This is a genomic window from Paraburkholderia solisilvae (assembly GCF_902859875.1).
Taxonomy (GTDB): domain Bacteria; phylum Pseudomonadota; class Gammaproteobacteria; order Burkholderiales; family Burkholderiaceae; genus Paraburkholderia; species Paraburkholderia solisilvae.
Genome location: NZ_CADIKF010000006.1, coordinates 25,580 through 42,304, shown reverse-complemented (window position 1 = coordinate 42,304; position 16,725 = coordinate 25,580). Strand labels below are relative to the sequence as shown.

At 64.4% G+C, this 16,725-nt stretch carries 13 protein-coding genes; 1 reads left to right on the top strand and 12 read right to left on the bottom strand.

Going from position 1 to position 16,725, the window contains the following annotated elements:
* Nucleotides 1–129: 129 nt before the first annotated feature.
* The 12 genes from HV675_RS05750 to HV675_RS05695 form a co-directional block, all read right to left on the bottom strand.
* Nucleotides 130–1,386 (bottom strand): phospholipase D-like domain-containing protein, encoded by a 1,257-nt coding sequence (locus HV675_RS05750; protein WP_175109829.1) that lies wholly within the window; start codon nucleotides 1,384–1,386, stop codon nucleotides 130–132.
* Nucleotides 1,383–1,871 carry a dihydroneopterin triphosphate diphosphatase gene (gene nudB, locus HV675_RS05745; RefSeq protein WP_175109828.1) on the bottom strand — a complete coding sequence of 163 codons (489 nt, stop codon included), beginning with the start codon at nucleotides 1,869–1,871 and terminating at the stop codon, nucleotides 1,383–1,385. The genes HV675_RS05750 and nudB overlap by 4 nt, the downstream gene beginning before the upstream one ends.
* 196 nt (nucleotides 1,872–2,067) lie before the next feature.
* Nucleotides 2,068–3,870 (bottom strand): aspartate--tRNA ligase, encoded by a 1,803-nt coding sequence (gene aspS / locus HV675_RS05740; RefSeq protein WP_175109827.1) that lies wholly within the window; start codon nucleotides 3,868–3,870, stop codon nucleotides 2,068–2,070.
* A gap of 64 nt (nucleotides 3,871–3,934) precedes the next feature.
* Nucleotides 3,935–4,594, bottom strand: coding sequence for a DUF502 domain-containing protein (locus tag HV675_RS05735; RefSeq protein WP_175109826.1), 660 nt, complete (start codon nucleotides 4,592–4,594; stop codon nucleotides 3,935–3,937).
* Nucleotides 4,595–4,677: 83 nt separating this feature from the next.
* Entirely contained in the window at nucleotides 4,678–5,055 is a 378-nt protein-coding gene (locus tag HV675_RS05730; protein ID WP_175109825.1) for an FmdB family zinc ribbon protein, read from the bottom strand.
* A gap of 156 nt (nucleotides 5,056–5,211) precedes the next feature.
* On the bottom strand, nucleotides 5,212–6,789 hold the full coding sequence (gene ubiB / locus HV675_RS05725; RefSeq protein WP_175109824.1) for a ubiquinone biosynthesis regulatory protein kinase UbiB: 1,578 nt from the start codon (nucleotides 6,787–6,789) through the stop codon (nucleotides 5,212–5,214).
* 15 nt (nucleotides 6,790–6,804) lie between these two features.
* Nucleotides 6,805–7,449, bottom strand: a complete 645-nt coding sequence (locus HV675_RS05720) for a ubiquinone biosynthesis accessory factor UbiJ (RefSeq protein ID WP_175109823.1) — start codon at nucleotides 7,447–7,449, stop codon at nucleotides 6,805–6,807.
* Nucleotides 7,450–7,627: 178 nt separating this feature from the next.
* Complete coding sequence (locus HV675_RS05715) at nucleotides 7,628–8,629, bottom strand: Tim44 domain-containing protein (protein WP_175109822.1); 1,002 nt, start codon at nucleotides 8,627–8,629, stop codon at nucleotides 7,628–7,630.
* Between the two features lie 37 nt (nucleotides 8,630–8,666).
* The gene (ubiE, locus tag HV675_RS05710; RefSeq protein ID WP_175109821.1) at nucleotides 8,667–9,398 is read right to left on the bottom strand and encodes a bifunctional demethylmenaquinone methyltransferase/2-methoxy-6-polyprenyl-1,4-benzoquinol methylase UbiE; all 732 of its coding nucleotides are present in this window, start codon (nucleotides 9,396–9,398) and stop codon (nucleotides 8,667–8,669) included.
* An 87-nt stretch (nucleotides 9,399–9,485) separates the two neighbouring features.
* Nucleotides 9,486–9,905 carry a gamma-butyrobetaine hydroxylase family protein gene (locus tag HV675_RS05705; RefSeq protein ID WP_175109820.1) on the bottom strand — a complete coding sequence of 140 codons (420 nt, stop codon included), beginning with the start codon at nucleotides 9,903–9,905 and terminating at the stop codon, nucleotides 9,486–9,488.
* Between the two features lie 7 nt (nucleotides 9,906–9,912).
* On the bottom strand, nucleotides 9,913–10,341 hold the full coding sequence (locus HV675_RS05700) for an HIT family protein (protein ID WP_175109819.1): 429 nt from the start codon (nucleotides 10,339–10,341) through the stop codon (nucleotides 9,913–9,915).
* A gap of 34 nt (nucleotides 10,342–10,375) precedes the next feature.
* Nucleotides 10,376–14,521, bottom strand: coding sequence for a DUF3683 domain-containing protein (locus HV675_RS05695; protein WP_175109818.1), 4,146 nt, complete (start codon nucleotides 14,519–14,521; stop codon nucleotides 10,376–10,378).
* Nucleotides 14,522–15,181: 660 nt separating this feature from the next.
* Here HV675_RS05695 and ilvA point away from each other — a divergent pair.
* The gene (gene ilvA, locus HV675_RS05690) at nucleotides 15,182–16,705 is read left to right on the top strand and encodes a threonine ammonia-lyase, biosynthetic (protein ID WP_175109817.1); all 1,524 of its coding nucleotides are present in this window, start codon (nucleotides 15,182–15,184) and stop codon (nucleotides 16,703–16,705) included.
* The last annotated feature ends 20 nt before the right edge of the window (nucleotides 16,706–16,725 follow it).

Genomic DNA, 16,725 nt, shown 5'->3' with positions numbered 1-16,725 from the left:
GTCATTCATCTTCCGCGCGATGCCAAATTTTTAGAGTTATTTGTCTGCATTTTTCGTTGTTGTTTGTCATCGCTTTCGGGGTGGGTTCCGGCGAGCGCAGGCGCGCGGCGGTCTGCCGGATTGACGCGTCTAGTCGTAACCGCCGACGGTCAGCAGCTTCATCAGCGCCCGGTAGCTCTGGTAAGCGATCCAGCTGAGGAATTGCTCGGAGAGCGGTCGGGCCTCGTAATGCGCGGCGTCGATTGCGCGGGAGCCGGCAAACGCGGCGAGAATCGCGCCGCGCAACTGGTCGAGTTCGCGATGCAGCACCAGCACGACATTCGCTTCGTTATTGAGCACGAGGCTCAATGCGTCGAGATTCGACGAGCCGACGGTGCCCCAGTTCGAATCGACCACGGCCACCTTGCCGTGCAGCATCGTCCGCTCGTATTCGGCGATCTTCACGCCCGCGCGCAGCAATGAGCGGTACAGGAACGGCACCGCGTAGTCGAGTATCGGGAACTCCTTGCGGCCGATCACGAGCCGCACGTCGACGCCGCGCTGCGCGGCGAAGATCAGCGCGCGCCGCAGCTTCCTGCCCGGCATGAAGTACGGGTTCGCGAGCAGCACCTCGCCGCGCGCCTGGCCGATCGCGGTCAGATACGCCTTTTCGATCGCACGGCGGTTCACGATGTTGTCGCGTGCGACGAATGCGACCGATGGGTCGCCGGCAGTGCGCATGTCGCCGCTGCGGACACGGCGCCGCGCACGCACGAACTGATCGGTGACGGCTTCCGCATTCGCGTTTTGCGCGTCGGGCGCCGGCTTCGGCCGGTGGCCGAGCCGGATGCGGCGCCACTGCAGATCGAATGCGACGCGCACGTCCGCCACCACCGGACCGCACAGCTCGACCGCAAAATCCCAGCGCGGATGCGGCAGCCGCACGCCGTTCTGATCGTAGTCGTCGACGATATTGATGCCGCCGCAGTACGCATACGTATCGTCGATGGCCGCGAGCTTGCGGTGCGTGCGCGAGAAGCCGAAGCGGCCGAACAGATGCGGGTTGTAGATCCGATGCTCGATGCCCGCCGCGAGCCACTCGTCGAAGATCGGCAGGCGCGCGGTGCCGATGCCGTCGGTGATCACGCGTACGTGCACGCCGCGCGCGGCGGCGCGCAGCAACGCGGCGGATACCGCGTGGGCCGCGGCGTCGTCGGCGAAGATATAGGTTTCGAGCGTCACGATGCGGCTCGCGGCATCGATGCGCGCGATCAGCGCGGCGAAATACGCGTCGCCGGAACTGAAAAGCCGCACGTCGTTGCCGGTGGTAAAGCGGTAGCGCGACCCGTAACGCCGGCCAAGCAGCTTCTGTCCGAAATGGGCGAGACGGCGCTGGCCGCCGCTCATGCGAGACGCCCGTTGCCGCGGCCGCTCACGCGCTCGGGCAGTTGCAGGATCGCGTCGCGGTTCGACCATGAGAAGCAGACCGCCGCCGCTTCCTCGTAAGGCAGCCACATGTGCGCGGTGTGCTCGCGCGGTGCGAGGATCACTTCGAGGCGGTGCGGCACCTGCAGGCTGAACCAGTGCTCGGTGTTGATCGTTACGCCTTCGGCGTAGCGATGCCGCCATTCGGGGAAGATCTCGAACTGCACGTGGTGATGCAAGTCGACCAGCGCGTCGCGCGGCACCGTCTGCGTGCCGACGATAATGCCCGTCTCCTCGGCCACTTCACGTGCCGCCGTTTCCGCGAACGGCTCGTCCGGGTAGTTGCGCGCGCCGGTCACCGATTGCCACAACGCCGGGCGATCGGCGCGTTCGATCAGCAGCACGTCGAGCTCGGGCGTGTAGATGACGACGAGCACGGATTCGGGAATCTTCGGCGGTTTCGGCATGGGTCGTCAGTCGGGGAAAGCGTCGGCGACGCAGGTCGATGGATCTGAAGCTTCAGTGAGTCTTCACCGCGAATGTAACGCAAAAAGCGAAAAAGGCGCCATCAGGCGCCTTTTCGTGCGTGGCTTTGGCCGCTTCTGCATGGCGCGCTCAAGCCCAGCGAGCGGTTCGTTCCCCGCTCAGGTCACTTTTATCGCGTCATTGCGCCTTTTGCTCCGACTGGCGCAGACGGATATGCAATTCGCGCAATTGCCGCTCGTCGACTTCGCTCGGCGCCTGCGTGAGCAGATCTTGCGCACGCTGCGTCTTCGGGAACGCGATCACGTCGCGGATCGAGTCGGCGCCGGCCATCATCGTGACGATCCGGTCGAGGCCGAAGGCAATACCGCCGTGCGGCGGCGCGCCGTACTGCAGCGCGTCGAGCAGGAAGCCGAACTTCAGGCGCGCTTCTTCCGCGTTGATCTTCAGCGCGCGGAACACCTTGCTCTGCACGTCTTCCTGATAGATCCGCACGGAACCGCCGCCGATTTCCCAGCCGTTCAGCACCATGTCGTACGCCTTCGCGAGGCAGCGGCCCGGGTCGGTTTCGAGGTACTCGAGGTGCTCGTCCTTCGGGCTCGTGAACGGATGATGCGCGGCGACGTAGCGGTTTTCTTCCTCGTCGTATTCGAACATCGGGAAGTCGATCACCCACAGCGGCTTCCAGCCCGATTCGACGAGGCCGTTCGCCTTGCCGAACTCCGAATGGCCGATCTTCAGACGCAGAGCGCCGAGGCTGTCGTTGACGACTTTCGCGCGATCGGCCGCGAAGAAAATGATGTCGCCATCCTGCGCGCCGGTGCGCTCGATGATCGCCGCAACCGCCGCGTCATGCAGGTTCTTCACGATCGGGCTTTGCAGACCGTCACGGCCCTTCGCGACTTCGTTGACCTTGATCCACGCGAGGCCCTTCGCGCCGTAGATGCGCACGAACTCGGTGTAGCTGTCGATATCGCCGCGCGACAGTTCGCCGCCCTTCGGCACGCGCAGCGCCGCGACGCGGCCGTCCTTCGTATTGGCCGGCGCGCTGAACACCTTGAATTCGACGTCCTTCACCGCGTCGGTGAGGTCGGTGAATTCGAGCTTCACGCGCAGGTCCGGCTTGTCCGAGCCGAAACGGCGCATCGCTTCCGAATACTGCATGACCGGGAACGGATCGCTGAGTTCGACGCCGATGGTTTCCTTGAACACGTGGCGGATCATCGCTTCGAACAGATCGCGAATTTCCTGCTCGCGCAGGAACGACGTCTCGCAGTCGATCTGCGTGAATTCCGGCTGACGGTCCGCGCGCAGGTCTTCGTCGCGGAAGCACTTGGTGATCTGGTAGTAGCGGTCGAAGTTCGCGACCATCAACAACTGCTTGAACAGCTGCGGCGACTGCGGCAGCGCGAAGAACTGGCCCGCGTTCACGCGCGACGGCACGAGGTAATCGCGCGCGCCTTCCGGCGTGCTCTTCGTGAGCATCGGCGTTTCGATATCGATAAAGCCTTGCGCGTCGAGATACTTGCGCACTTCCATCGCGACGCGGTAGCGCAAACGCAGATTGTGCTGCATCTGCGGGCGGCGCAAATCGAGCACGCGGTGCGTGAGGCGCGTGGTTTCGGAGAGGTTGTCGTCGTCGAGCTGGAACGGCGGCGTGACCGACGCGTTCAGCACGATCAGCTCATGGCACAGCACTTCGATCTTGCCGCTCTTCAGCCCGGCGTTGATCGTGCCCTCCGGACGGTTGCGCACCACGCCCTTGATCTGCACGCAGAACTCGTTGCGCACGCCTTCGGCGGTCTTGAACATGTCGGCGCGGTCCGGGTCGCACACGACCTGAACGAGGCCTTCGCGATCGCGCAGGTCGATGAAGATGACGCCGCCGTGGTCGCGGCGCCGTTGCACCCAGCCGCACAGCGATACGCTTTGGCCGAGCAGATGTTCGGTCACCAGACCGCAGTATTCAGATCTCATCGACATGATGTTTGTCTTTCGTTTTGCGTGAGTGAACGGTGCGCAGCGCGTGTCGCGCCACGCACCGGTATTACATGGGTGGCTCGACGGGCGCGCGGCGCGCCGGCGACACCGGCTGCGGCGCGGGCGGCGCGACGACGCCCATCGAAACGATGTACTTGAGCGCCGCGTCGACCGTCATGTCGAGCTCGACCACGTCGCTTCTCGGCACCATCAGGAAGAAACCCGACGTCGGGTTCGGCGTGGTCGGCACATACACGCTCACGCACTCTTCCTTCAGGTGATTCACCACGTCGCCGCCGGGAATGCCGGTCAGGAACGCGATGGTGTACGAACCGCGCCGCGGGTATTCGATCAGCAACGCCTTGCGGAACGCATTGCCGCTCGATGACAGCAGCGTGTCCGACACCTGTTTCACGCTCGTGTAAAGCGGACCGACGACCGGAATGCGCGCGACGACCAGCTCCCACCAGCTGACGAGCTTCTGCCCGACGAAGTTCTGCGTCAACAGCCCGACGACGAAGATGAAAGCTAGCGTCAGGAGCGCGCCGAGGCCCGGCAGCTGGAACCCGAACAGATGCTCGGGGCGCCATGCCTGCGGCAGCAGCAACAGCGTCTGATCCATCGTGCCGATGATGAGGCCGAGCACCCACAGCGTGATGGCAAGCGGCACCAGCACCAGCAGGCCGGTCAGGAATACCGATTTGAGCGTCGTCTTTTTCGTCGTCATTTGCATCGCCGGAAATCCGCGCGGACGTTGCCTCGCGCGGTGCGGCCACCGCCCTGCGGGCGGCTAACCGCTGGTGTACTGCTCTAACTGCTGCTTGCGCCGCCCGATGCGGCCGGCGTGGCGGCCGGTGCGGAAGCCGCGGCGGATGTATCGGATTGGCCGCCTTCGGACGACGGCGCGGTCGCGCTGCCGCCTTCGCTTTTGCCGCCTTCGCTCTTGCCTGCGCCGCCTTCTCCGCTCTTGCCGGCTTCATTCGACGCGTTCGATGACTTCGAGTTGCCGCCACGGAAGTCCGTGACATACCAGCCCGAGCCTTTCAGTTGAAAACCCGCGGCGGTGACCTGCTTGCGGAACGCGTCGGCGCCGCACTCCGGGCAACGCGTCAACGGGGCGTCGCTCAGTTTCTGGAGCACGTCTTTCCCGAAGCCGCACGACTCGCAACGATAAGCGTAAATCGGCATGACCTTTGTCCCTACAGAAATCCTGGAAGCGCTTGCAAAGCCTTGAATTATAGCCGCAAACGGTGTGGGCTCCCCGAAAATCGGGGCGCGGGCCGGCGCGCTCGCGCATTCGGGGAATTGTCTGAAGGCGGCACCGCGCGCCGCACCGCAAGCGGCTCAACCGCCGTACGCGAATGCGATCCAGGCGCGCGCGAGCACCGCGCCGACGCCGACCGCGACGCCGAACATCAGCAGCCCCTGCAGCAACCGGTTGGTCCGCTTCTGCTCGAGCAGAATCTGGCGGATCGTTTCGTCATTGATGCCGCGCTGCGCATCGTGCCGATGCGCGAGCACCTGGTGCACGAGACGCGGCAGTTGCGGCAACGTCTTGCTCCACTGCGGCGCTTCGATCTTGAGCCGCTCGTACCAGCCGCGCAAGCCGATCTGCTCGTTCATCCAGCGCTCGAGATACGGCTTCGCGGTCTTCCACAAGTCGAGTTCCGGGTCGAGCGAACGGCCGAGGCCCTCGACATTGAGCATCGTTTTTTGCAACAGCACCAGCTGCGGCTGAATCTCGACATTGAAGCGCCGCGATGTGGAGAACAGCCGCATCAGCACCTGGCCAAGCGAGATGTCTTTCAGCGCGCGGTCGAAGTACGGCTCGCAGACCGCGCGGATCGCGCTTTCGAGTTCCTCGACGCGCGTGTTCTGCGGCACCCAGCCCGATTCCAGGTGCAGCGTCGCGACGCGATGGTAGTCGCGCTTGAAGAACGCGAGAAAATTCTGCGCGAGATAGTTCTTGTCGAAGTCCGACAGCGCGCCGACGATGCCGAAGTCGAGCGCGATATAGCGCCCGAAATGCGCAGGATCGAGGCTCACCTGAATGTTGCCGGGGTGCATGTCCGCGTGAAAGAAGCCGTCGCGGAACACCTGCGTGAAAAAGATCTCGACGCCTTCGCGCGCGAGCTTCGGAATATCGACGCCCGCCGCGCGCAGCGTCTCGACCTGGCTGATCGGCACGCCGACCATGCGCTCCATCACCAGCACGTTGGGCGTGCAGAACTCCCAGTACATTTCCGGCACGAGCAGCAGCTCGAGCCCGGCGAAATTGCGCCGCAGCTGGCTGCCGTTGGCGGCCTCGCGCATCAGGTCGAGTTCGTCGTGCAGATATTTGTCGAACTCCGCGACCACTTCGCGCGGTTTCAGACGCTTGCCGTCCGCCCACAAACGCTCGGCCCACACGGCGATGTCGCGCAGCAGCGCCAGGTCCGAATCGATCACGGGCAGCATGTTCGGGCGCAGCACCTTGATCGCCACCGACTTGCCCGCGTGCTGGCCAGCTTTCACGGTCGCAAAGTGCACCTGCGCGATCGATGCGCTCGCGACCGGCACCCGCTCGAAATCATCGAACAGCACATTGACCGGCGCGCCCAGCGCTTTCTCGATGATCGAGATCGCGACGTCGGAGTCGAACGGCGGCACCTGGTCCTGCAGCTTCGCGAGCTCATGCGCGATGTCGGGGCGCAGCAGATCGCGCCGCGTCGACAGCACCTGGCCGAACTTCACGAAGATCGGCCCGAGGCTTTCGAGCGCGAGACGCAGCCGCAGGCCCGGCGGGTCTTCGAACTTGCGGCCGATCGTCGTAATGCGCAGCAGCAGGCGCACGCGACGATCGTTGATGCGGCTCAGCATCATCTCGTCGAGGCCGAACCGGATGACGGTAAAGAAAATCTTGAGAAAGCGCAGAAAACGCATGGTTGAGCCCGGTGACTAGCGCGTGCCGCGCGCGTTGGCGGCGGCACCCGGTGCGGCGTCGCCGCGGGCTTCGACCTTTTGTTCAAGGCGCTCGATGCGCTTTTCGACCCGCGCAAGCGTATCGCGGGCGCGCGCGAGTTCGGCGTTGAAGCCGTCGAGCGCGCTGCGCCGCACGAGTTGCGGGTTTTCGTCGAGCAGGTATTCGGCGATCGAGTCGAGCAGATTGCGCCCGGTGCGCCGCGCCTGTTCGCTTGCCGTGCGCGCGAGCGATGCGATCCGCCATGCGGGAGCGTCGCCGATCAGCCGCGCGAGGTCTTCTTCCGGCTCCCAGCGCAGATGCTCGGCAAGCTTCGCGATCAAGGTCGCGAATTCCGCGTCGCCTTCGATCTTCACGTGCTTCATCACCGCCGCCTGGCCGCCTTGCAGAAACACCGGCAGCGCATCGGCCGGCACCGCTACCGTGACGTCCACCTGGGGCGCCGCGCTTGCGTCGACCGCGGCCACATAGCCGTCAGGCTGCACGAGCAGCATCATGTCGACCGGGGAACACGTCAGCCGGGCGATCTTCCCGGCATAGGGGGCGAGGCGCTCGCGAGCCCACGATTCGCGGGCGAGCAGATGGTTGACGGCAGCAGCGAAGGGCTTGGCGGCAAGGGTCATCGGGTGGTGAATTAAAAAACCCGCGCAGGCGGCGTGCCCACGCGGGTTCCTATTGTAACGTCCGTTGTCTTTCTGGCCGCTTCGGCCGAACGGCCTATGCGACGGTGTATCGGGCGGCGGATGCGGCAGTAAGCGCGGTCGCCGCTAAACGTCGCCTCGCCGCATATCCGCAGCCGGTTCAGTGATGCGTGACCTGCTGGATACCCGCCAGCAGCCAGCCTTCACCGGACTTCGTCGACCGCGACAGATTCCAGATTTCGACGAACGGCTCGGCCGCACCGCCGACCGTCTCGCGGATCAGCCCGGAGAAGCGCACGCTCGCGAGATATTCGCTGCCGCGATCTTCGACGCCGAGCAGTTCCGCATTCAGTTGCACGACATCGGTCTGGTTGCGCGCCTCGCCGCGTGAATCGAGGTCGATCTTCACCTCGGCGAACATCTCGGGCGTGGTGAATTCGCGGATATCGGCCATGTTGCCCGCATCCCAGGCTTCCTGCAGACGCACGAAGTACACCTTCGCGTTGCGCAGGAACGCTTCCGAATCGAAGTTCGCCGGCACGGCCGGCGCGGCTTCGAGTTGCGGCGTGGTGAGCGGATTGCCTCGCGGCTCGAGATACGTGCCGCTCGGCGGCGCCGTATAGCGCGGCTCCTGCGAGTAGCCGCTGCCGCCCGCATTGAGCGTCGGCGCGCCGCCCGCGTACGCCGGCGTACCCGCATCGCGTTTGCGGCCGAAGAATTTGCGGATCAGCCAGATCGCCACCAGCGCGATCAGCGCGATGACGAGGAAGTTGGCCATGGCGCCGGCGAACGCTTCGCCCAGCCCGAAGTGCGACAGCAGCGCCGCGATGCCGAGACCGGCCGCGAGGCCCGCGATCGGTCCGAGCCAGCGCGAGCGGTTAGGCTGCACGGCGGGCGCCGGCGCCGGCGCGGGTTGCGCGCGCTGCATTGGCGCGGCCTGGCCGGGCTGCGCCGGCTGGGACGGCGGCGGCGTGGTCTGCCGCTGCATCATCGACGAGTCGGATTGCCGGCCGAAACTGCGCCCGCCCCCCATGCGCCGCGCTTCCGCGTCGAGCGACGCGAGCGTGCCGGCGGTGAGCACACCGACCATGGCGAGCAGTCCGATTCTCCTCGCCCATGGCCGCACAACCTTACGATGAGATAACAGAGTCGAAGCGGACATTTCTGAAAATTCCTTAAGAAACGAGAGGTTAGGGACGCTAATACTTTGTCCCGGTATGCAAGGCTACCACGCCAGCTGACAAATTGTAATATTTGACGCCATCGAGGCCCGCTTGTTCCATCATCGTTTTTAAAGTTTCCTGATCCGGGTGCATCCGGATCGATTCGGCGAGGTACCGATAGCTCTCCGCATCTTTGGCAAATCGCTCGCCAAGCCACGGCAAGACCTTGAACGAATAGACGTCGTACGCCTTCTTCAGCGGATCCCACACCTTCGAGAACTCCAGCACGAGCAGGCGGCCGCCCGGCTTCAGCACGCGCCGCATCTCGGCAAGCGCGATGTCCTTGTGCGTCATGTTGCGCAAGCCGAATGCCACCGTCACCACATCGAAGTAGTTGTCCGGAAACGGAATTTTCTCCGCGTCGCAGAGCAGTGCGGGCGTCACCACGCCCTTGTCGAGCAGGCGGTCGCGGCCCACGCGCAGCATCGATTCGTTGATGTCGGTATGCCAGATTTCGCCGCTGGGCCCGGCCTGCTTCGCGAACGCCTTCGACAGGTCGCCGGTGCCGCCCGCAATATCGAGCACCTTGAAGCCCGGCCGCACATTCGCCTGGGCGATGGTGAACGCCTTCCACGCGCGGTGCAGCCCGCCCGACATCAGGTCGTTCATCAGGTCGTAGTTGGACGCGACGGAGTGGAACACGCCCGCCACCTTCTTCGCCTTGTCCTGTTCGTCGACCGTCTGATAGCCGAAGTGGGTTTTGCTCATCGCGCTTGTCCTTTCGCGTTTTTTGACGATTGTTGCGCCGCATCGTAGCGGCCGGGCGAATGGTACCAGCCCGTATCGGCCGCTGCGTCAGTGGCGGTGGCCGTGGCCATGCGCCGGTGATGCGTCCGGCATCGGTGCATCGCGGTCGACGCCGGCTGCGGCGAGGCCGTCCAGATACTCGCGCCACAGTTCGTCCTGGCGCGTGGCGAGATCCCACAGCAGATCCCACGAATAGATGCCGGTCGAATGGCCGTCCGAGAAGGTCGGCTGCAACGCGTAGTTGCCGACGCCTTCCAGCGCGGTGATCGTCACCTCGCGCTTGCCCGTTTGCAGCGTCTCCTGGCCGGGCCCGTGGCCGCGCACTTCCGCCGACGGCGAGTACACCCGCATCAGTTCGAACGGCACCCGGTACGACTGGCCGTTCGCATACTGCAGTTCCAGCACGCGCGATAGCGCGTGCACGACGACGCCGGTCGGCACCGGTGTGTCGGGAGTCAGTCCACCCATGGTCGCCTCACGCGAGAGCCTGTTCGATTTCGCCGCGCACCGCGTCGCGCAGCAGCGTCGCCCGCGCGCGGCGCTGCGAGAGCAGCGCTTCCGACACGGTCCGCTGACGCGGCGCCCAGATCGGCAGCGGGAAATGCGCGTCGTTGGAAAAGCGCGGAATGACATGCCAATGCACATGCGGCACCTGGTTGCCGAGGCTCGCCAGGTTGACCTTGACCGGATTCAGGACGCGTCGCATCGCGCGTTCCACGGCGTTCACCGCGCGCATCATCCGGTCGCGCTCCGCATCGGCCAGGTCGGAAAACTCGGCCACATGCTGGCTCCAGATTACCCGGCAAAACCCCGGGTAGTCGTGTTCGTCGGCGAGGACGACACGCAGCGTGTCGTCCTGCCACAGAATGTCGCCGCCGTCTTCACGGCAGAAGATACAGTCCATCGTCGCCCTCGAGCGCATACCGTCATGCGTGCCATTAGACCAGCACGCGCTCGATTCCGCCATTGTTCGCGCGGGCAACGTAGTCGGCCATCCAGTTTTCGCCGAGCAGATGGCGTGCAATTTCGACAACGATATAGTCCGCTTCGATGTTCGCGTCTTCGTTGTAGCGCGACAGGCCTTGCAGGCACGACGGGCAGCTGGTCAGAATTTTCACGTCGGTCGTGGCGCCGTTTGCTCCACCGCTTGCCGCGCCATTGGCTCCACCATGTGCATGGCCGTTCGGCTGCGGTCCGTCGCCCGCCTTGAGCACCGAGCCGGGCGCCGCGCCGGCCGCGCCGGCGGCCGCATTCGCCATATTGATTGCATTCGAGCCAGCCTCGGCAACGAGCGGAATGCCGCGCAGCTTCGCCGCACCCTTGCGGATCTCTTCTTCCTTGCGGAAACGCACCTGCGTCGACACGTCCGGGCGCGTGACCGCCAGCGTGCCGGACTCGCCGCAGCAGCGGTCGTTCTTCTCGATCTTGTAGCCGTCCTGTTCCGAGCCCATCAACTGGTTGACGAGTTTGACCGGGTCCATCGTCTTGATCGGCGTGTGGCACGGGTCGTGATACATGTAGCGCGTGCCCTTCACGCCGTCGAGCTTGATGCCCTTCTCCAGCAGGAATTCGTGGATGTCGATAATCCGGCAGCCCGGGAAAATCTTGTCGAATTCATAACCGGCGAGCTGGTCGTAACAGGTGCCGCACGACACCACCACCGTCTTGATATCGAGGTAGTTCAGCGTATTCGCGACGCGGTGGAACAGTACGCGGTTATCGGTGACGATCTTCTCGGCCTTGTCGTACTGGCCTGAGCCGCGCTGCGGATAGCCGCAGCACAGGTAGCCCGGCGGCAGCACGGTCTGCACGCCTGCCTCCCACAGCATCGCCTGCGTCGCGAGGCCGACCTGCGAGAACAGGCGCTCGGAGCCGCAGCCCGGGAAGTAGAACACCGCTTCCGAATCGACGGTGGTCGCCTGCGGATTGCGGATGATCGGCACGATCTTGTTATCTTCGATGTCGAGCAGCGCGCGCGCCGTTTTCTTCGGCAGGTTGCCCGGCATCTTCTTGTTCATGAAATGAATGACCTGCTCGACAACCGGCGGCTTGCCGGTGGTCGCGGGCGGATGCGCGGTCTGCTTCTTCGCGAACTTCTTCAGCACGTCATTGCCGAGGCGCTGCGCCTTGTAGCCGATGCCCATCATCGCGGTGCGCGCGAGATTGATGGTCTGCGGGTTGGTCGCGTTCAGGAAGAACATGCCCGCCGCGTTGCCCGGGTTGAACTTCTTCTTGCCCATCTTGCGCAGCAGATTGCGCATGTTCATCGTCACGTCGCCGAAGTCGATCTTCACCGGGCACGGCGTCGCGCACTTGTGGCACACCGTGCAGTGATCGGCGACGTCGTTGAATTCGTCCCAATGTTTGATGGATACGCCGCGGCGCGTCTGCTCCTCGTACAGGAACGCTTCAACCAGCAACGACGTGGCGAGAATCTTGTTGCGCGGGCTGTACAGCAGGTTCGCGCGCGGCACGTGCGTCGCGCAGACCGGCTTGCACTTGCCGCAGCGCAGGCAGTCCTTCACCGAATCGGCGATCGCACCAATATCGGATTGCTGCATGATCAGCGACTCGTAGCCCATCAGGCCGAAGCTCGGCGTATAGGCATTGCGCAGGTCCGCGCCTTCGAGCAGCTTGCCGGCATTGAAGCGCCCGTGCGGATCGACGCGCTGCTTGTACGCGCGGAATTCGGCGATCTCGTCATCGGTGAGGAATTCGAGCTTCGTGATGCCGATGCCGTGCTCGCCGGAAATCACGCCATCGAGCGTTCGCGCGAGCTTCATGATGCGCGCGACCGCCGTATGCGCATCCTGCAGCATCTCGTAGTTGTCGGAATTGACCGGGATGTTCGTATGAACGTTGCCGTCGCCGGCATGCATATGCAGCGCGACGAACACCCGGCCGCGCAGCACCTGCTTATGGATGGCCTGCGCTTCGTCGAGGATCGGCTTGAACTCGCCGCCGTTGAAAATTTGCCGCAATTCCGCGCGGATTTCCTGCTTCCACGATACGCGGATCGTGCGGTCCTGCGTGACGTCGAACACCGTCACGCCCGGCTGCGCATCGACACGGTCCGCGAATTTTTCCGCGAGCGGCGCATAGCCGAGCCCAACCAGATAGTGCTGCGCTTCGCGCAATGACAAATCGAGCCTGTCGCGCAGGAACGTCCAGCGCGCGCGAACCTGGTTCAGCAACTCGAGCGCATGCTGCACACGGTCCTCGAGCAGTTCGGCGCTCGGAATTTCGTTCGCGTCGTCGCTCTTGCCGAGCGGCAACTTGCCGGCCTTGAAAAACGCTTCCAGCGCATCGACCAGTTGCAGCTTGTTCTTGATCGACAGCTCGATATTGATGCGCTCGATGCCATCCGTGTACTCGCCCATCCGGTTGAGCGGAATCACGACGTCTTCGTTGATCTTGAACGCGTTCGTATGCTTGGCGATCGCGGCGGTGCGGCTGCGGTCGAGCCAGAAGCGCTTGCGCGCCTCCGCGCTCACCGCGACGAAGCCTTCGCCGCTCTTGCCGTTGGCCATCCGCACCACTTCGGAGGTGGCGGCCGCCACCTTGTCGGCATCGTCGCCGACAATATCGCCGATCAGCACCATCTTCGGAAACGCATTGCGTTTGGACTTGGTCGCATAGCCGACCGCGCGCAGATAGCGTTCGTCGAGATGCTCGAGGCCCGCGAGAATCGCGCCGCCTTCGCGCGACGTTTCGAACAGGTAGTCCTTGATTTCGACGATGCTCGGAATGGCGTCGCGCGCCTGGCCGAAAAATTCCAGGCAGACGGTGCGCGTATGCGCGGGCATCTTGTGCAGCACCCAGCGCGCGGACGTGATGAGGCCGTCGCAGCCTTCCTTCTGCACGCCGGGCAGGCCGGCGAGGAATTTATCGGTGACGTCCTTGCCGAGGCCTTCCTTGCGAAAGCGCCGCCCTTCGATTTCAAGCGACTCGGTGCGCAACAGCTTCTCGCCCGGCGCGTATTCGCCGTCGAACCACTTCAGTTCGAAGCGCGCCACGGGAATGTCGTGAATCTTGCCGCGGTTGTGCTCGAGACGCGTGACTTCGAGCCAGTTGCCTTCCGGGTCGACCATCCGCCACCACGCGAGATTGTCGAGCGCGGTGCCCCACAGCACCGCCTTCTTGCCGCCCGCGTTCATCGCGATGTTGCCGCCGATGCACGATGCGTCGAGCGACGTCGGATCGACCGCGAACACATAGCCCGCCTGTTCGGCCGCCTCGGTCACGCGGCGCGTGACGACGCCCGCGCCCGAGTAGATGGTCGGCACCTGGCGCTCGACACCCGGCAGATCGGTCAGCTCGACCGCGCCGAGCTGTTCGAGCTTCTCGGTATTGATGACCGCGGAAAATGGCGTGAGCGGCACCGCGCCGCCCGTATAGCCGGTGCCGCCGCCGCGCGGAATGACCGTCAGCCCGAGCTCGAAGCACGCTTTCACGAGACCCGCGATTTCGTCTTCGCTATCCGGCGTCAGCACGACGAACGGATACTCGACGCGCCAGTCGGTCGCATCGGTCACGTGGGACACGCGCGACAGGCCGTCGAAACGGATGTTGTCCTTCTGCGTGCGGCGGCCCAGCTCGCGCAGCGCGCGGCGCCGCAGTTCGGCGCTTTGCTCGAACTCGTTCGCGAACGATTCGACCGCGCGGCGCGCCGCGGCCACCAGCAACTCGACGCGCGCCGCGCGATCGACGCCGGCGTCGTCGCCATGTGCGGTCAGATCGGCACGGCGGCGCTTTTCGATCTCGGCCAACCGGTGATGCAGCGCTTCGGTCAGCAGCTTGCGGCGCTTCGGGTTGTCGAGCAGATCGTCCTGCAGATACGGGTTGCGGCGCACCACCCAGATATCGCCGAGCACTTCGTACAGCATCCGCGCGGAGCGGCCGGTGCGGCGCTCGCTGCGCAATTCGTCGAGCGCGGCCCATGCCTCTGCGCCGAGCAGACGGATGACGATTTCGCGATCGGAAAACGACGTGTAGTTATAGGGAATTTCGCGCAGGCGCGGTGCGGGATCGATGGCCACTGCGTGAGGGGCGCCGTGCGGGTCGAATACTTGAGGTGCGTTCATGGTTGGACGACTCGGTGGGTCAGCCAAACTGCGCCGCCGGGATTCTCATTAGGCGACGGCGCCGGCTGACGATGCGCGTGGGGCGCAATGCTGGGAATTCTTATCGTGGGCGAAGCGGGTTGCAGCGGACGAACTCACGCCGGCCGCTTCGCGGCGCTCAGATATCAACTACACGATCGTGCATGCCGCACGTGCCGCTGCGCCGCGGGTCGAGACTCGCGCGGGACGGGCACCAGGTGGGCGATCCGAGGCTGCCAGTGCATCTTTCGATCCTTGTTCTAAAGGATGATTCTACCGCATCATCCTGGTGCGCGTTGACGCCTCTATGACGGCGTCAGGGGGATTGGCGGCATCGGTTGCATCCGTCGCGCCCCGGGAATTTGCCGACCGCCCGGTCGGCTTTGAGGTCGACTCTGACGTTGGCTTTCCGGCTGGTAGTCAGGTCGGTTTCGATTCGGCTTACAGGGCGGCTTGCAATCACGACTGCGGTCGCGCTTGCAGTCACGCTTGCAGTCACATCGCGCGCTTCACGCGGCAAATCGGCCAGCCAAGCCGAGCATCCCGCGTGCCGCGCGCCATCGCCCGCCGGTCTGAGCGTGCACGTATGGCGCTATCATTGACCTTTTCCCGTCCTGTCCAGCGCATCGCGCCGTGAATCGCATGGCTTCCAACGACTATCTAAAGAAAATCCTGACCGCGCGCGTCTACGACGTCGCCCGGGAGACCGAACTCGAACATGCGCGCAACCTGTCCGCCCGGCTGCGCAATGCGGTTTACCTGAAGCGCGAAGACAACCAGCCGGTCTTCTCGTTCAAGGTGCGCGGCGCGTACAACAAGATGGCGCACATTCCGGCCGACGCGCTGTCGCGCGGCGTGATCACCGCATCGGCGGGCAATCATGCGCAAGGCGTTGCGCTGTCGGCGGCGCGCCTCGGCGTGAAGGCGATCATCGTCGTGCCGGTCACGACGCCGCAAGTGAAAGTCGATGCGGTGCGCGCGCATGGCGGCCCGACCGTCGAGGTCGTGCAGGCCGGCGAGTCGTATAGCGACGCTTATGCGCATGCGATGCAGCTTCAGGAACAACACGGACTCACCTTCGTGCACCCGTTCGACGACCCGTATGTGATCGCCGGCCAGGGCACCGTCGCGATGGAAGTGCTGAGCCAGCATCAGGGGCCGATCCACGCGATCTTCGTGCCGATCGGCGGCGGCGGTCTTGCGGCGGGCGTCGCGGCGTATGTGAAAGAAGTGCGTCCGGAGATCAAGGTGATCGGCGTGCAAACCGACGACTCCTGCGCGATGGCGCAATCGATCAAGGCCGGCCACCGCGTCACGCTGAACGAAGTCGGTCTCTTTTCGGACGGCACGGCGGTGAAGCTGGTCGGTGAAGAAACGTTCCGGCTGTGCCAGCAATACCTCGACGAAGTGCTGACCGTCGATACCGATGCGCTGTGCGCGGCAATCAAGGACGTGTTCCAGGATACGCGCAGCGTGCTCGAACCGGCCGGCTCGCTTGCGGTCGCAGGCGCCAAGCAATATGCGGAGCGCGAAGGCATCGAGAACCAGACGCTGATCGCGGTCACCTCCGGCGCGAACATGAACTTCGACCGGATGCGCTTCGTCGCCGAACGTGCGGAAGTCGGTGAAGCGCGAGAAGCCGTGTTCGCGGTGACGATTCCCGAAGAGCGCGGCAGCTTCAAACGCTTTTGCGAACTGATCGGCACACGCAGCGTGACCGAGTTCAACTACCGGATCGCCGATTCGAAGTCCGCGCATATTTTCGTCGGCGTGCAGATCAGAAGCCGCGACGAGTCCGCACGCATCGCGGCATCGCTCGAATCGCACGGGTTCGCGACCGTCGATCTGACCGGCGACGAACTGTCGAAGCAGCACATCCGTTATATGGTCGGCGGCCGTTCGCCGCTCGCGCACCATGAGCGCCTGTTCCGCTTCGAGTTTCCGGAACGGCCCGGCGCGCTGATGAAGTTCCTGTCGTCGATGGCGCCGAACTGGAATATCAGCCTGTTCCATTATCGGAATCAGGGCGCGGACTACAGCTCGATCCTCGTCGGCATTCAGGTGCCCGCCAGCGAAGACAGCGAATTCGCCCGCTTTCTGGCGACGCTCGGCTATCCGCATTGGGAAGAAACCGCGAACCCGGTGTATCGGCTGTTCCTCGCGTAAGCGCTGCGCGGCAGCGGCGT

Coding starts and splice junctions, on each gene's coding strand:
- HV675_RS05750 (WP_175109829.1), bottom strand. CDS start 1,386: ATGAGCGGCGGCCAGCGCCGTCTCGCCCATTTCGGACAGAAGCTGCTT.
- nudB (WP_175109828.1), bottom strand. CDS start 1,871: ATGCCGAAACCGCCGAAGATTCCCGAATCCGTGCTCGTCGTCATCTAC.
- aspS (WP_175109827.1), bottom strand. CDS start 3,870: ATGTCGATGAGATCTGAATACTGCGGTCTGGTGACCGAACATCTGCTC.
- HV675_RS05735 (WP_175109826.1), bottom strand. CDS start 4,594: ATGACGACGAAAAAGACGACGCTCAAATCGGTATTCCTGACCGGCCTG.
- HV675_RS05730 (WP_175109825.1), bottom strand. CDS start 5,055: ATGCCGATTTACGCTTATCGTTGCGAGTCGTGCGGCTTCGGGAAAGAC.
- ubiB (WP_175109824.1), bottom strand. CDS start 6,789: ATGCGTTTTCTGCGCTTTCTCAAGATTTTCTTTACCGTCATCCGGTTC.
- HV675_RS05720 (WP_175109823.1), bottom strand. CDS start 7,449: ATGACCCTTGCCGCCAAGCCCTTCGCTGCTGCCGTCAACCATCTGCTC.
- HV675_RS05715 (WP_175109822.1), bottom strand. CDS start 8,629: ATGTCCGCTTCGACTCTGTTATCTCATCGTAAGGTTGTGCGGCCATGG.
- ubiE (WP_175109821.1), bottom strand. CDS start 9,398: ATGAGCAAAACCCACTTCGGCTATCAGACGGTCGACGAACAGGACAAG.
- HV675_RS05705 (WP_175109820.1), bottom strand. CDS start 9,905: ATGGGTGGACTGACTCCCGACACACCGGTGCCGACCGGCGTCGTCGTG.
- HV675_RS05700 (WP_175109819.1), bottom strand. CDS start 10,341: ATGGACTGTATCTTCTGCCGTGAAGACGGCGGCGACATTCTGTGGCAG.
- HV675_RS05695 (WP_175109818.1), bottom strand. CDS start 14,521: ATGAACGCACCTCAAGTATTCGACCCGCACGGCGCCCCTCACGCAGTG.
- ilvA (WP_175109817.1), top strand. CDS start 15,182: ATGGCTTCCAACGACTATCTAAAGAAAATCCTGACCGCGCGCGTCTAC.